The organism is Peribacillus sp. GL_122 (assembly GCF_057835005.1).
Genome location: NZ_CM174415.1, coordinates 3,952,547 through 3,966,817, shown reverse-complemented (window position 1 = coordinate 3,966,817; position 14,271 = coordinate 3,952,547). Strand labels below are relative to the sequence as shown.

16 protein-coding genes are annotated in these 14,271 nt (G+C 43.1%); 15 read left to right on the top strand and 1 reads right to left on the bottom strand.

Features of this window, described 5'->3' with window-relative positions; all coding sequences use genetic code 11:
- The first annotated feature begins 54 nt into the window (after positions 1-54).
- The 11 genes from AC3ISB_RS19230 (at position 55) to AC3ISB_RS19180 (ending at position 10,253) form a co-directional block, all read left to right on the top strand.
- Positions 55-324, top strand: coding sequence for an IreB family regulatory phosphoprotein (locus AC3ISB_RS19230; protein ID WP_034311358.1), 270 nt, complete (start codon positions 55-57; stop codon positions 322-324).
- A complete protein-coding gene (gene ruvX, locus AC3ISB_RS19225) occupies positions 324-749 on the top strand; it encodes a Holliday junction resolvase RuvX (RefSeq protein ID WP_034308633.1) in 426 nt (141 codons plus the stop codon). The genes AC3ISB_RS19230 and ruvX overlap by 1 nt, the downstream gene beginning before the upstream one ends.
- An 11-nt stretch (positions 750-760) precedes the next feature.
- On the top strand, positions 761-1,051 hold the full coding sequence (locus tag AC3ISB_RS19220; protein ID WP_063232962.1) for a DUF1292 domain-containing protein: 291 nt from the start codon (positions 761-763) through the stop codon (positions 1,049-1,051).
- A gap of 831 nt (positions 1,052-1,882) precedes the next feature.
- Positions 1,883-3,019 (top strand): endolytic transglycosylase MltG, encoded by a 1,137-nt coding sequence (gene mltG, locus AC3ISB_RS19215; protein ID WP_098369731.1) that lies wholly within the window; start codon positions 1,883-1,885, stop codon positions 3,017-3,019.
- Positions 3,020-3,276: 257 nt separating this feature from the next.
- On the top strand, positions 3,277-3,942 hold the full coding sequence (locus AC3ISB_RS19210; protein WP_098369732.1) for an O-methyltransferase: 666 nt from the start codon (positions 3,277-3,279) through the stop codon (positions 3,940-3,942).
- The gene (locus tag AC3ISB_RS19205) at positions 3,929-4,858 is read left to right on the top strand and encodes a peptidase U32 family protein (RefSeq protein WP_489273845.1); all 930 of its coding nucleotides are present in this window, start codon (positions 3,929-3,931) and stop codon (positions 4,856-4,858) included. Before AC3ISB_RS19210 ends, AC3ISB_RS19205 begins: the two co-directional genes overlap by 14 nt.
- 32 nt (positions 4,859-4,890) lie before the next feature.
- The gene (locus AC3ISB_RS19200; protein WP_098369734.1) at positions 4,891-6,162 is read left to right on the top strand and encodes a peptidase U32 family protein; all 1,272 of its coding nucleotides are present in this window, start codon (positions 4,891-4,893) and stop codon (positions 6,160-6,162) included.
- A 1-nt stretch (position 6,163) separates the two neighbouring features.
- Positions 6,164-6,802: a uridine kinase gene (udk, locus tag AC3ISB_RS19195; RefSeq protein ID WP_034308619.1), complete on the top strand. Its 639-nt coding sequence runs from the start codon at positions 6,164-6,166 to the stop codon at positions 6,800-6,802.
- 305 nt (positions 6,803-7,107) lie between these two features.
- Positions 7,108-7,584 carry a transcription elongation factor GreA gene (gene greA / locus AC3ISB_RS19190; protein WP_034308617.1) on the top strand — a complete coding sequence of 159 codons (477 nt, stop codon included), beginning with the start codon at positions 7,108-7,110 and terminating at the stop codon, positions 7,582-7,584.
- Between the two features lie 122 nt (positions 7,585-7,706).
- Positions 7,707-9,458 (top strand): peptidoglycan D,D-transpeptidase FtsI family protein, encoded by a 1,752-nt coding sequence (locus tag AC3ISB_RS19185; RefSeq protein ID WP_489273842.1) that lies wholly within the window; start codon positions 7,707-7,709, stop codon positions 9,456-9,458.
- Positions 9,459-9,545: 87 nt separating this feature from the next.
- Positions 9,546-10,253: a YrrS family protein gene (locus tag AC3ISB_RS19180; RefSeq protein ID WP_489273840.1), complete on the top strand. Its 708-nt coding sequence runs from the start codon at positions 9,546-9,548 to the stop codon at positions 10,251-10,253.
- A gap of 67 nt (positions 10,254-10,320) precedes the next feature.
- On the opposite strand, the gene AC3ISB_RS19175 is transcribed toward AC3ISB_RS19180, so the two are convergent.
- A complete protein-coding gene (locus tag AC3ISB_RS19175; protein ID WP_048682770.1) occupies positions 10,321-10,533 on the bottom strand; it encodes a DUF2536 family protein in 213 nt (70 codons plus the stop codon).
- A gap of 158 nt (positions 10,534-10,691) precedes the next feature.
- On the opposite strand from AC3ISB_RS19175, the gene AC3ISB_RS19170 reads away from it, so the two are divergent.
- From AC3ISB_RS19170 to AC3ISB_RS19155, 4 genes are all read left to right on the top strand, one after another.
- Entirely contained in the window at positions 10,692-11,330 is a 639-nt protein-coding gene (locus AC3ISB_RS19170; protein WP_098369737.1) for a class I SAM-dependent DNA methyltransferase, read from the top strand.
- Positions 11,331-11,346: 16 nt separating this feature from the next.
- Entirely contained in the window at positions 11,347-12,042 is a 696-nt protein-coding gene (gene mtnN / locus AC3ISB_RS19165; RefSeq protein WP_489273837.1) for a 5'-methylthioadenosine/S-adenosylhomocysteine nucleosidase, read from the top strand.
- A 94-nt stretch (positions 12,043-12,136) separates the two neighbouring features.
- Positions 12,137-13,060, top strand: coding sequence for a PLP-dependent cysteine synthase family protein (locus tag AC3ISB_RS19160; protein WP_489273835.1), 924 nt, complete (start codon positions 12,137-12,139; stop codon positions 13,058-13,060).
- A 1-nt stretch (position 13,061) separates the two neighbouring features.
- The gene (locus tag AC3ISB_RS19155; protein ID WP_141994179.1) at positions 13,062-14,198 is read left to right on the top strand and encodes a bifunctional cystathionine gamma-lyase/homocysteine desulfhydrase; all 1,137 of its coding nucleotides are present in this window, start codon (positions 13,062-13,064) and stop codon (positions 14,196-14,198) included.
- Positions 14,199-14,271 lie beyond the last annotated feature (73 nt).

Here is a 14,271-nt window from a genome sequence, read left to right as displayed (position 1 = left end):
GTTGTACAATGAAGGTAATAGTGGATTCTGGACGCTGAGGAGAGGTGCATGTTAATGAGTTCCTTTGATAAAACGATGAAATTTAATTTTCCCGAAGAACCATTCGAAAGAGATGTACAAGAAGTATTGTCTCAAGTATATGTTGCACTTCAGGAAAAAGGTTATAACCCGATAAACCAGATTGTCGGTTATCTATTATCTGGTGACCCGGCCTACATCCCGCGCCATATGGATGCTCGAAACATTATTCGTAAGCTTGAACGCGATGAAATCATCGAAGAATTGGTTAAGTCGTATCTTAAGAACCATCGAGAGGAATACTAATGCGCACAATGGGACTTGATTTGGGTTCAAAAACCATCGGCGTTGCCCTGAGTGACGCGATGGGTTGGACTGCACAAGGATTGGAAACGATCAAAATTAACGAAGCTGGAAATGACTTCGGCTTTAAACGCCTCAATGAAATTATAAAAGAGCATGATGTTTCTAAAATTGTTCTCGGTTTACCTAAAAACATGAATGGGACTGTTGGACCGCGAGGCGAGATCAGCCAAGATTTCGCTAAACGATTAGAAAACAAATTCAAGCTGCCGGTGTTTCTCTGGGATGAACGGTTGACAACTATGGCGGCTGAACGTGTCCTTCTTGAGGCGGACGTGAGCCGAAGCAAACGCAAGAAAGTCATTGATAAAATGGCGGCTGTCATGATTCTGCAAGGATTCTTGGACAGACAAACAAATTCAATATGAGGTGAATACTAATGGAACACGGCGAAAACAACATTACAGTAGTAGATGAAAACGGAAACGAGCAGCTTTGCGAAATCCTTTTCACATTCGATTCAGATAAATTCAACAAATCTTATGTACTTTACTATCCGATGTCTGCAGAAGATGACGAGGAAGAAATTGAAATCCACGCTTCATCATTCGTACCAAGCGAAGATAATAAAGATGGTGAACTTACACCGATCGAAACAGAAGAAGAATGGGATCTTGTCGAAGAAATGTTAAATACATTCCTTGACCAAGAAGAAGCAGAAGAAGAATAAGAAAAAAACCGGCCCCTAAAGGTCGGTTCTTTTTTTGACAAAAAGGACGATTGGAACGGGTGTGCGAGACTCCTGCGGGAAAGCGAGTGCCTGGAGAGAAAATCAACGTTCGTAATGTATTTTCAGTCTGAACCCACTCAAAGGTCGGGTTTTTTCATTTATGTACTAGTAACGGCCTTATCTTTTCTCTGCGAATAAAAGTATAAATGTAGCGAGTGGACCTAAAAATAATGATAACAAGAACCAATTCAACGCCGTTCTATTTTTACCTTGAGCAAGTACGGCGTTTATGAGTGCCAATGTCCCCCAACCTACAAAATAAGAATTATCCAACTCCTTCACACCTTTCTATATCATTAATTAATAATACCATTCCTGCATGAATATTCCTGTAATTTCCTTAAATGCCTAATACATGCAGGGGACAAATTTTAAAGCTGAGTAAATAATTAAAACAAAGTTGATTGGAGAGTAAGGTACGAGACTCCTGCGGGAAAAGCGCGTCTAGGGGAGACCCCGCAGGCGTAAGCCGAGGAGGCTCCCGGACCGCCCGCGGAAAGCGAGTGCCTGGAGCGGAAATCAACGACTAAATTGTACAAGCCATAAAAAGACTGTAGACAAAGATATCACTATTTTCCTATTAAATTACACCTGTATATTGACAAAACTAGTGCGTTTTTGCCATAAATAGAGTATTGATCAATGTAGTTTTGCAAAAAACATGTAATTATTTGTTGATTTTAGTATAATGTTCGAAGCAAAGATTAATTAGAGAAAGCATCATCTAGAAACCATTGCTGTAGTTGGTGTGAGTTTGCAGGGGGAATGAAAATGGATGAAAAAGATAAAAAATTATCTAAAAAGGAACATATCCGAATGAAATTGTTAGAACAGCAAGGAGAAGCCAAGCTGGTTCGTAAAATCATCATGATTACGGTAGCTTCGCTTATTTTACTAATTGGGATAGTTGGTCTTGTGGGCTTTTTATATATCAACTCAGCCATGAAACCAGTCGATCCGGATGATGATACCATCAAGAAAGTGAAAATCCCAATCGGTTCTTCCGTTAACGGAATTTCAACGCTGCTTGAAGAGCAGGGAATAATCAAGGACGCACGCGTATTCAAATATTATATTAAATTCCGCAATGAATCCGGTTTTCAGGCAGGGGAGTATAAATTATCACCTTCCATGCCAATTGAAGATATCGTCACAAGCATCAAAACCGGAAAACTCATGAAGGAAGCTGCAATGAAGATAACCATTCCTGAAGGAAAGCAGCTTATCCAAATTGCTGATATCATCGCAGTGAAGACGGGTGAAGATCCGAAAAAGGTCTTTAAGAAATTGAATGATAAAAAGTTCGTAAATACCATGCAAGAGAAATTTCCGCAGCTCTTGACCTCGGAAATTGAAAATGAAAAGGTTTTATATCCGCTTGAAGGGTACCTTTTCCCGGCTACTTATGACTTTTATGAGGAAAAGCCGACCCTGGAATCGATCGTCATCGAGATGCTGAAGAAAACCGAAGAAACATTGCAGGCTTACGAGAGCCAAATGGACAAGAACGATTATTCCGTACACCAGATGCTGACCTTCGCCTCGCTTGTCGAAGAAGAGGCGACGGCGCAAGTCGATCGCGGAAAAATAGCTTCCGTCTTTTACAATCGTATTGAGGAAGGTATGCCGCTTCAAACGGATCCGACCGTTTTGTATGCGAAGGGTTCACATAAGAGCAGGGTGTATTATAAAGACCTTGAGGTGAAATCCCCTTATAATACGTATAAGAACAAGGGGCTGCCGCCAGGACCGATTGCCAATGCCGGAACGACATCGATCGATGCGGTACTGAAACCTGAGAAAACGGATTATCTGTACTTTTTGGCTACACCTGAAGGGGAAGTCCTTTACTCCAAGACCTTGGATGACCACAATAACAAAAAGGCAGAGCATATTTCCAATAAATAAATAAAAAATAGCAATGAGACTGTGGGGGGAGAGATATTACTTTCCCCTTGTTTTTATGATAGAATAGTACAAGTGAATTTTTGATCCGATTCTTATCGGTGACGTAACTCGGCGAATGCCGGGTTTTATTTTGAAAGATAAGGAAATGTAGATCGTCAAGCATACTTGTTTCAGCTCCTTGTGAAGAAATTGCCCAATCAGTTTTTTCATGTTACTGACCAAGCGCTTTTGTTTTCCTTATAAATGGAGGAAACGTTTTGAACGGAAAAATAGAACAATATCTTCATTCCTTAATTCCGGAGCGTACGGGTTTGCTTAAGGAGTTGGAAGATTTTGCGATGGAAAATAATGTGCCGATCATGGAGCCCGAAGGCATTGAGGTGCTGCTTCAGATTTTAAGGCTTCATCAGCCAAAGAGGATATTGGAAGTAGGTTCGGCAATTGGCTATTCGGCCATTAGGATGGCTGAGACCCTTCCGGAAGCTCGAATCGTCACACTTGAACGGAATGAAGCCCGTATTGAGCAGGCAAGGGCTAACTTCGAGAAGGCGGGACTGTCGGAAAGGATCACCCTCATTGAAGGGGATGCCCTTGAAGCGGGACCGAAAGTGATGGAACATGGTCCGTTTGATATCATCTTCGTTGATGCAGCTAAAGGGCAGTACAAGCGATTCTTTGAACTGTTTGAACCATTCCTTGCTGGTGCTGGCATTATCATTACTGATAATGTTTTATTCAAAGGCTTGGTTGCCGAAAACATTGAAGAAATGGAAATGACGAGAAGAAAGCGAGCTCTTATTAAAAAAATCAGGGACTTTAACATCTGGTTACATGACCATCCCAACTTCGATACCGTAATTTTGCCGATTGGTGATGGTGTGGCCATTAGTAAACATAGAGGTGACAAAAATGAAAAAGCCTGAATTACTTGTGACTCCGACAAGTGTCGATCATATAACAGAACTCATCGATGCTGGCGCTGACGCCTTCGTCATTGGCGAACAACGTTATGCGCTAAGGCTGGCAGGGGAGTTCAAACGTGAAGATGTAGAGAAGGCGATTGAGCTTGCACATGCCGCGGGCAAGAAAGTGTACGTATCCATGAACGCCATTTTCCATAATGAAAAAGTGGACGAGCTTGAAGGGTATGTCACATTCCTTAAAGAGGCTGGTGCCGACCGGATCATATTCGGTGATCCCGCAGTCTTGATGGCTGTCCGTGCCGTGGCACCTGATATGCCCCTGCACTGGAATACAGAGATGACGGTAACGAACTGGTACACATGTAATTATTGGGGGAAACGCGGTGCTGTCCGTGCCGTTGCTGCCCGTGAGATAAGTCTGGACGAGATAGTGGAAATGAAGGAAAATGCCGAAGTGGAGATTGAAGTCCAAGTGCATGGCATGACATGCATGTTCCAATCGAAACGTACGCTTCTTGGTAATTACTTTGAATACCAAGGCAAGGCATTGGAAGTGGAAAATCGGAAGGAACATAGAAATATGTTCTTGCATGATAAGGAACGTGAAAATAAATATCCGATTTATGAAGATGAAAATGGTACACATATCATGAGTCCGAATGATATGTGCATGATCGATGAACTTCAGGAATTGATTGAAGCGGAAATCGATTCACTGAAAATCGAAGGATTATTACAAACACCGGAATATATCATTGAAATGACAAAGTTATATCGGGAAGCGATTGACGTATGTGCTGAAGACCTTGACCGCTATGATGATGTGAAATCGGAACTTTTTGAAAAAGTCAAAGCGATTCAGCCGGATAACCGTGAGTTGGATACCGGGTTCTTCTTTAAAGAATCGGTTTATTAAAGAAAAGGGTAAGAGAAAGAGGAGGAATAGCCTTGAATGCTATTGCTGATAAAATTTCCAAGATCGTTGATGGAAAGAGAGTCATTGTAAAAAAACCGGAATTGCTAGCTCCGGCCGGCAACCTTGAAAAATTAAAAATTGCCGTCCATTACGGTGCGGATGCCGTGTTCATTGGCGGTCAGGAATATGGTCTTCGTTCCAATGCCGGCAACTTCACGTTTGAGGAAATGAAGGAAGGCGTCGAATTCGCTAATAAGTATGGTGCTAAAGTATATGTAACCACAAATATCTTCGCACATAATGAAAATATCGATGGTCTGGATGAATACCTGGAAGGTCTTCAGGAGGCTGGGGTTCATGGTATCATCGTCGCCGATCCATTAATCATTGAAACATGTAAAAGGGTCGCTCCGAACGTCGAGATCCATTTAAGCACGCAGCAATCGCTATCGAACTGGAAGGCTGTTCAGTATTGGAAAGAGGAAGGCTTGGAGCGTGTTGTTTTGGCACGTGAGACGAGTGCTGATGAAATCCGTGAAATGAAGGAGAAGGTCGATATCGAAATCGAGGCTTTCGTTCATGGGGCCATGTGCATTGCCTATTCTGGACGCTGCACCCTTTCAAACCATATGACGGCACGTGATTCGAACCGCGGCGGCTGCTGTCAGTCTTGCCGTTGGGATTATGATTTATATGAGTTGGATCAAGACGGGGAAAAGGCTTTATTCGATAAAGAAGATGCTCCATTCGCAATGAGTCCAAAAGACTTGAAGCTGATTGAATCACTGCCAGGCATGATTGAAATTGGCATAGACAGCTTAAAAGTCGAAGGAAGAATGAAATCGATTCATTATATTGCAACAGTTGTCAGCGTCTATCGTAAAGTGATTGATGCGTATTGTGCCGATCCTGACAATTTCAAGATTAAACAAGAATGGCTGGAAGAGCTTGATAAATGTGCGAACCGTGAGACGGCATCATCGTTCATGGAAGGGGAAATTCCTGGGTATAAACAGCAAATGTTCGGGAATCATACCGTAAAGACTCGCTTCGACTTCGCAGGATTAGTGCTTGATTACAACGAGGAAACTAAAATCGTTACCATGCAGCAACGTAATTTCTTCAAGCCTGGGGATGAAGTGGAGTTTTTTGGACCGGAAATCGAAAACTTCACTCAAAAAATCGGTACGATCTGGGATGAGTCAGGTAAGGAGCTGGAGGCAGCCCGCCATCCGCTTCAAATTGTCCGCATTCAAGTAGATAATAGAGTTCATGTGAACAATATGATGCGGAAGGAGAATTGATATGACAAGAAAGAAACCAGTGGTCATCGGAGTTACCGGAGGGTCGGGATCAGGTAAAACAAGTGTTACCCGTTCCATTTTTGAATTCTTTCAAGGACATTCCATCTTGATGATCGAACAAGATTATTACTATAAAGATCAAAGTCATCTGCCTTTTGAAGAGCGCTTGAAAACGAACTATGATCATCCGCTTGCATTTGATAATGATTTGCTAATCGATCACATTAACGCATTGCTGCGTTATGAAACGATAGAAAAACCGGTTTATGATTATTCGATCCATACGCGTTCAGAAGAAGTCATCACAGTTGAGCCCCAGGATGTCATCATCCTTGAAGGGATTCTTGTGCTGGAGGATGAGCGCCTCCGGGACCTGATGGATATGAAGCTATATGTTGATACGGACGCAGACTTGCGGATCCTTCGTCGGATGACCCGTGATATTAAAGAACGCGGCCGATCCATAGATTCCGTCATCGAGCAATACATCAGTGTCGTCCGTCCGATGCATAATCAGTTCATAGAACCGACGAAGCGTTATGCCGACATCATCATACCAGAAGGCGGTCAGAACCATGTGGCGATTGACCTTATGGTGACAAAAATTCAAACAATCCTTGAACAAAAGTCTTTTTTGTAATAACATAGCATAAATAATGATAGGTGCCATTTTCCTCCGTTTATTTAAATAATCCCATTTATTTATTGGGAAAGACTGGACAAATGTTGGAAAACGCAATACTCTATTCTTGATACAGAACGAACCGGCTGCTCACCGCAGTCGGTTTATATACTAAGGAACGGATTGTTTCTTAGTATCGAAGCGTGTACTTTTTAAGTCGCGCAATTATATATTTTGACTCGATTTCAGGGTTAAGCACTATATAGTACATAAACTTGTCACAGCGAAAGCTTGCTGTAAAGAATTTGAAGGAGTGAAGGGTTTTGGCAATTGAAAAAGAATATCCAATGACTAAAGAAGGTAAGTTAAAGCTTGAACAGGAACTGGAACAGTTAAAAACGGTTAAACGTAAAGAAGTGGTGGAAAGAATCAAAATCGCCCGCAGTTTTGGGGACCTTTCCGAGAACTCAGAGTACGATTCCGCAAAAGAAGAGCAGGCTTTCGTTGAAGGACGCATTACAACAATCGAAAACATGATCCGTAATGCAAAAATCATTGAAGGCAATGATTCGAATACAGATACAGTTTCACTAGGGAAGTCGGTAACATTCGTGGAACTTCCAAATGGTGACGAAGAAACATATTCCATCGTAGGAAGCGTTGAAGCGGACCCATTCGAAGGGAAAATCTCCAATGATTCCCCGATCGCGAAAAGCCTGATAGGGAAAAGGGTCGGCGACAAGGTATCGATCATGACACCTGGCGGCGAAATGAGCGTGAAGATCGTATCCATCGACTAAATAAAAGCAAAAGAGGGTGTCCATGGGGCATCCTCTTTTTTATCGGAAAAGTGCCGCGTTAAATTTGTTCATAATTGTTTAAAAATTCGCACCTCGTCAACAATGGTTACGAGGTGTATTTTATGAAAAAGAAACGAATGAGGTTGCTGGCTGTTTTTTTGACCACTTTCATGCTGATGCTCTTAGGCAGGCTTGCCTATATCCAACTTGTATCGACAGAATCTTTTTCAAAGCATGATGTGAACCTGTTAGAAGCAAGCGTAAATCAGCGTTCACAAATATTAAAGATTGATGATGGACGCGGAAAGTTTTATGACAGAAATGGAGAACCGCTTGCACATGAAGAAATCCCGACGCTCGTCCTATTTCCATTTTTAAAAAAAATGACATGGCCCATAGATGAAGTGGCCTCGATAATAGGCAAATCGGAAGCGGAGTTAAAATGGGCGATAGAACAAGCGGATGAACCATTCGTATTTGGCGGAGATGAACCGATAGAGTTGACGTCCAGTCAATCCAAGGCAATCAATGAATTGAAGATTCCCGGGGTCTTTGCCGTGAATGAGAAATTATATCCTGATCAAACCCCTGCAGCGCAATTGATCGGAACGACGAATATATCAGATGCGGAAAAGAAAAAACGTTATCCGGACATGAATTTATCTCCTGAAACGAAAATAGGCAATACGGGGCTGCAAAGGACCTTCGATGAGTTCTTGCTTTCCTCTGGGGAATCGAAGCTCGTTTTTCACGTGGACGCCAGTGGAGGCCCAATGTTCGGTGTAGATGTTAAATATGTGGAACCTGCAAATCCGCTTTACCCGGTGAAGGTCGTGACGACGATCGATAAAGAAATTCAGGAGAAAGCGGAGAAGCTCGTCGATGAACGCGGGATAAAAAAAGGCGGTCTCGTCCTGATCGATATCGAAAAAAGTGAGATCGTCGCAATGGTATCACGTCCGGCACTTAATGTAAAAGATCCGAATGGCGAAGGGGCCGTCAATATGATGCTGACTCAAAAAACGCCGGGTTCCGTCTTTAAAACGGTCACGGCAGCAGCGGCCATCGATTATGAAGCGGCTAGTCCCACCAGGACATTTAATTGTAATTTGACGATAGACGGCAAAACGGATAAACAGAGGGAACTGGGCATGCTTAATTTTGAAAATAGCTTTGCCCAGAGCTGCAACAGGACGTTTGCCGAATTGTCACAGGAAATAGCAGAGAAGGATCCGGAATTTTTGGACAAATATGCAAAAATGTTAGGGCTGGTTGGTGAATCGGGCTGGCAAGGGGACGTCTATCACACTGAAGTCACTCAATTGCATCAAGAACAAACCGGGAAGGTCTGGCATGATGACGATTTAAAAAAAGATCCTAAAATGATTGCCAAAACAGCAATTGGCCAGCAGGATGTCCAAACGACACCGCTCGCGATAGCGAATATGATGGCAACGATAGCCCGCGGCGGCAAGAAGGAACAGGTCAAAGCCGTTTCCAAGGTCGAATTTAACAATAGTACGACGGTAGTCGATTTTCCCAATCAAACTATTGGCGGTGATACACTGTCTCCATATACAACGATGAAGATGCAGCATCTTCTTAGGAAGGTCGTGACGGAAGAGAAAGGGACGGGCGCTTCCTTGAGAGATTTGCCTGTGGAGGTCGCTGGCAAGTCTGGAACGGCTCAGACCAATATCAAAAAGGGGCAGCTGAATAAATGGTTTGCGGGCTACTTTCCATATAAAGATCCCAAATATGCTCTTGTTACCGTAAGTTTTGAAACGAAGGAAAACAGTTCCAGCATGACGCCTCTTTTTTCAGATATTGTAAAAGTCCTGTACTCCAAGGACCAGGACAAGAGCGAGAATTGACGAAAGGTGTAGGAAACCCTTCCCTTCTATCTCTGGCTAAATCATGTTAAAATGAGTCAGTAAGAAATGGTAAGGGAGGAATGGACCTTGGGCTCACGTTTTAATCAGAGAGATCAAAAAAGAAAAGTAAATAAAATATATAATATTGCAATCACCATTGTTTCCATTTTAATCGTCATTGTCGCAGTCACGATTTTCTTAAGTGATGATGGCACCGAAACAAAAAAAGCTACGACTGAACCGAAGCAAATCGCCGATACAGATTCGGGGAAAGTAGCGGACAAGCCTGCTGGGAAAGAGGAAGAAACGGATTCAGAGAAGGAAGACGCAGTAGGAGATAGTGAAGCAACAGAAGAAGATGGAGTAGAAGAAGATAGTAAAGCAACAGAGGAAGATGCAGAACAGAAGGCTGAAGATGGTGCAGATTCAGAAAAAGCGGGAGATGCCGAACTTGTGGAAGTGGAAGGCAGCGGAGATGGCAATGTTGCGGCAACATATACGAGTGAGGGCTGGAAACCAGTAGGAACTGAGCAATCCGGGGATCACACTACAAGCTTTGAAAAGGGCTCGGTCGATTGGAATGAAATGAGTAAAGCCATAGCAAGCGGAGCTGGAATCGATGAAGGCAGCATGAAGCTATGGTGGCTGCAAAACGGCGGTTCGCCCAGCACGGCAATCGGTACCGTTTCTGAAGGAGATAATCCTAAAACCTACCGCGTTTATATTGAATGGGTGGACGGATCAGGTTGGAAACCTGTAAAAGTCGAAGAGCTGAAGACAAACGATAAAAGGTAATGGTCAAAAATTTATAAACGAAAACCCCCGAAAGGAATTCCACTTTTCGGGGGTTTTTTCATGGTGATCACTTTTTTGCTTTAAAGTGGACGACTGCACTATAAAAACGTCTGCCTTCTTCACTTACATACATTTGGTGTGACACGGATTCCACCTGAAGCATGATCGCTTTATTGATTTCAATTTGTGATTGGATTTTTTCTTCAAGATTCTTAATGCTTTCTGCCTCGAAAAATTCTATTTTATCTTCAAATAAGTTTAAGTCGAGTTGAAAACTCATGACTGTTCCCCTCCAACATTCAGATACTGTTAGTTTAACACCATTTTGGACGAATCTGAACCGAATGAATGATTTGCCTAAAAATCAAGAACTGTTTCTGTGTTTATTTCATATTATGCTTATAGGTTTTATTATCTTATCATAAAAGGTGATTAAAAATGGGCAGAGAATTTATAGATTTATTTGAAGAATGGTCGAAATCGTATGATGATACGGTTGGTGGACACGATATTGAGTATCAAGAGGTTTTTAAACATTATGATAACATATTGAACAGCGTCACAGATCGAGCTCATGGCCATGTGCTGGAGTTCGGAGTAGGTACCGGGAATTTGACGGAAAGGCTTTTGAAGAAAGGCCTGAAGGTATCGGGAATAGAACCTTCACCTGCGATGAGGGAAATAGCTGTAAGCAAGCTGGACGGAAAAACAGAAATTGTGGATGGCGATTTTATCGATTTTCCGAAGCCGGAACAGGTTGATTCGATTGTGAGTACGTACGCGTTTCATCATTTAACAGATGAAGAAAAAGAAAAAGCTATAGCCAACTATGGAAAGTTACTGAATACTGGTGGTAAAATAGTGTTTGCGGATACGATGTATCAATCAAGGGAAGCGCATGAACAAGCGATTCAAGATGCAAGGCAGGCAGGCTTTCATAATTTGGCAAACGATTTGCAAACGGAATATTATACTACGATTCCTTTTTTGGAAAAAGTGCTTGAAGTGAATGGATATAAAGTGAACTTCGAGCGCTGCAATCAATTTGTCTGGATTATGGAGGCGGAAAAATTATAGGAAGAGGTTTTTACTAATGAAGGTAGCCATAATCGGAGCAATGGAAGAAGAAGTTACGATTTTACGTGATAAATTGGAAGGTTTGGAGCAGGTGACCATTGCCGGTTCCGAGTTCAATACAGGCACACTGAATGGTGTCGAGGTCATTTTGCTTAAATCGGGAATCGGTAAAGTGAATGCGGCAATGTCCACAGCGATCCTGTTAGAAAAATTCAAACCGGATGCGGTCATCAATACTGGCTCTGCCGGCGGTTATCATCCAGCACTTAATGTAGGGGATGTGGTCATTTCCTCGGAAGTACGCCACCATGATGTCGATGTGACGATTTTCGGATATGAATACGGTCAAGTCCCTCAGCTGCCTGCAGCTTTCACTCCGGATGAGAAGCTTTTCGCAATAGCGGAAGAAGCAGCAAAAGAAATCGAGGATATACAAGTGGCAAAAGGGTTGATCGTGACGGGGGATTCTTTCATGAATGATCCTGACAGGGTTGAATTCGTCAGGGGGAAATTCTCTGATTTATACGCGGTGGAAATGGAAGCGGCAGCCATTGCACAGGTAGCCTTCCAATTCAATACACCGTTTGTCATCATTCGTTCCCTTTCGGATATCGCAGGTAAAGAGTCCAATATTTCCTTTGATAAATTCCTGGAAACTGCGGCTCTTCATTCAGCGGCACTGATTTTGAAAATGGTTGAAAAAATGAAATGAATGGTAAGTGATCAGCGGAAGCCTTTCTGCTGATCATTCTTTATTGCATAATTCTTATTAAATTGGTAGGATAACTATGAAAGGGTGTCCGAATATGAAAGTCTTTCAAAACATTCATGAGTTGATAGGGAAAACGCCGATGATGGAAATCACCCATTTCCCGCTTCCGGATGAGGTCCGTATCTTTGCCAAACTCGAATACTTTAATCCGGGAGGCAGTGTGAAGGATCGGCTTGGTCAAGAACTGTTAGCCCAAGCGTTACAGACAGGGAAGGTGAAAAAGGGCGGGACGATCATCGAACCGACTGCCGGAAATACTGGGATTGGCTTGGCGTTGGCTGCGATAAACAGTGGAGTGGACGTGATATTTTGCGTTCCGGAGAAATTCAGTGCCGAGAAACAGGAATTGATGCGTGCCCTTGGAGCGAATGTGATCCAGACCCCGACAGAGGAAGGAATGACAGGAGCAATCGCAAAGGCAAAGGCGCTGCTGGCTGAAATTCCGGGATCATATTGTCCCCAGCAGTTCGCCAACCCATCCAATCCTGATGCATATTATAAAACGCTGGGACCTGAAATATGGGAACAGATGGAAGGCGATGTGGATGTGTTTGTAGCCGGTGCCGGGACGGGCGGGACATTCATGGGAACATCGCGATATTTAAAAGAAAAGGACGCTGCTGTCAAAACGGTCATAGTCGAACCAGAAGGATCGATTTTAAACGGCGGCAAGGCGGGATCCCATAAAACAGAGGGGATCGGGATGGAATTTTTACCTGCCTATATGGATGAAACGTATTTTGACCAAATCCATACGGTAAGCGATTTTGACGCTTTCCATATGGTAAAGGAATTGGCGATTAAAGAAGGCCTCCTTGTCGGCAGTTCTTCCGGTGCGGCATTTGCAGCGGCCATGAAAGAAGCAGCAAAGGCTCCCCGGGGGGCGAATATCGTCGTCATATTTCCGGATTCCAGTGAACGATACTTAAGCAAAAAAATTTATCAGGGAGGTATATAAAATGAGAAAGAAAACACAATTGATCCATGGCGGAATTTTTGGTGATGAAAAAACAGGAGCGGTTTCGGTGCCGATTTATCAAGTGAGCACCTATAAACAGGATGGTCCGGGGAACCATCGGGGATATGAATATTCCCGTACGGGCAACCCAACCCGCCATGCCCTTGAAGAATTGATCAAGGATCTCGAAGAAGGAAAAAGAGGTTTCGCCTTCGGATCAGGAATGGCAGCGATGACCGCGGTTATGATGCTGTTCAGTCAAGGTGATCATGTATTGATGACAGATGACGTTTATGGAGGGTCTTTCCGGGTCATCACTAAAGTGCTTAACCGTTTCGGGGTGGAAGCTACGTTCATCAATACGAGTGACATACAGTCGATCGAAAAAGAGATAAAGGACAATACGAAGGCATTGTTCATTGAAACACCGACGAATCCATTATTGAAAATCACCGATTTGGAAGAAGTATCGAAAATAGCTAAAGAAAACGGCATCCTCACCATTGTGGATAATACCTTCAGTACGCCATACTGGCAAAATCCGCTTTCACTTGGAGCCGATATCGTGCTTCATAGCGCTACCAAGTACCTGGGGGGACACAGCGATGTTGTAGCGGGTCTTGTCGTGGTGAATGATGAGAATCTTGGCAATGACCTTCATTTCATCCAAAACTCTACAGGAGGCGTGCTAGGGCCCCAGGATTCATGGTTGCTTATGCGAGGCATTAAAACGCTGGGAATCAGGATGGAAGAACATGAAAAAAATACATCTGAAATCGTCCGTTTCCTATCCGGGCATAAAGACGTTTCGAAAATCTATTACCCAGGTCTTGAAAACCACCCAAATCATGATATTGCCAAAAAACAATCGCGTGGATTCGGTGGTATGGTTTCATTTGATGTCGGCAGTGCCGAAAAAGCCGAATCCGTTTTGAATAAAGTGAAATTCTTTACACTTGCGGAAAGTCTGGGGGCAGTGGAGAGCTTAATTTCCATTCCGGCCTTGATGACACATGCTTCCATTCCCGCTGAGCGCCGTGCAGAGCTTGGAATAACGGATGGGTTGATTCGTATTTCAGTAGGTCTTGAAGATGTTGAAGACTTATTGGAAGACTTGGAACAAGCGCTGCAAGGATAATCGGAGAGGGGCCGCTTCATAGCTGACTGCCATTATTTACACCCTGTCATTTGGAATAAATATGGTAGAATGA

Coding starts and splice junctions, on each gene's coding strand:
- AC3ISB_RS19230 (WP_034311358.1), top strand. CDS start 55: ATGAGTTCCTTTGATAAAACGATGAAATTTAATTTTCCCGAAGAACCA.
- ruvX (WP_034308633.1), top strand. CDS start 324: ATGCGCACAATGGGACTTGATTTGGGTTCAAAAACCATCGGCGTTGCC.
- AC3ISB_RS19220 (WP_063232962.1), top strand. CDS start 761: ATGGAACACGGCGAAAACAACATTACAGTAGTAGATGAAAACGGAAAC.
- mltG (WP_098369731.1), top strand. CDS start 1,883: ATGGATGAAAAAGATAAAAAATTATCTAAAAAGGAACATATCCGAATG.
- AC3ISB_RS19205 (WP_489273845.1), top strand. CDS start 3,929: ATGAAAAAGCCTGAATTACTTGTGACTCCGACAAGTGTCGATCATATA.
- udk (WP_034308619.1), top strand. CDS start 6,164: ATGACAAGAAAGAAACCAGTGGTCATCGGAGTTACCGGAGGGTCGGGA.
- AC3ISB_RS19185 (WP_489273842.1), top strand. CDS start 7,707: ATGAAAAAGAAACGAATGAGGTTGCTGGCTGTTTTTTTGACCACTTTC.
- AC3ISB_RS19175 (WP_048682770.1), bottom strand. CDS start 10,533: ATGAGTTTTCAACTCGACTTAAACTTATTTGAAGATAAAATAGAATTT.
- AC3ISB_RS19170 (WP_098369737.1), top strand. CDS start 10,692: ATGGGCAGAGAATTTATAGATTTATTTGAAGAATGGTCGAAATCGTAT.
- mtnN (WP_489273837.1), top strand. CDS start 11,347: ATGAAGGTAGCCATAATCGGAGCAATGGAAGAAGAAGTTACGATTTTA.
- AC3ISB_RS19160 (WP_489273835.1), top strand. CDS start 12,137: ATGAAAGTCTTTCAAAACATTCATGAGTTGATAGGGAAAACGCCGATG.
- AC3ISB_RS19155 (WP_141994179.1), top strand. CDS start 13,062: ATGAGAAAGAAAACACAATTGATCCATGGCGGAATTTTTGGTGATGAA.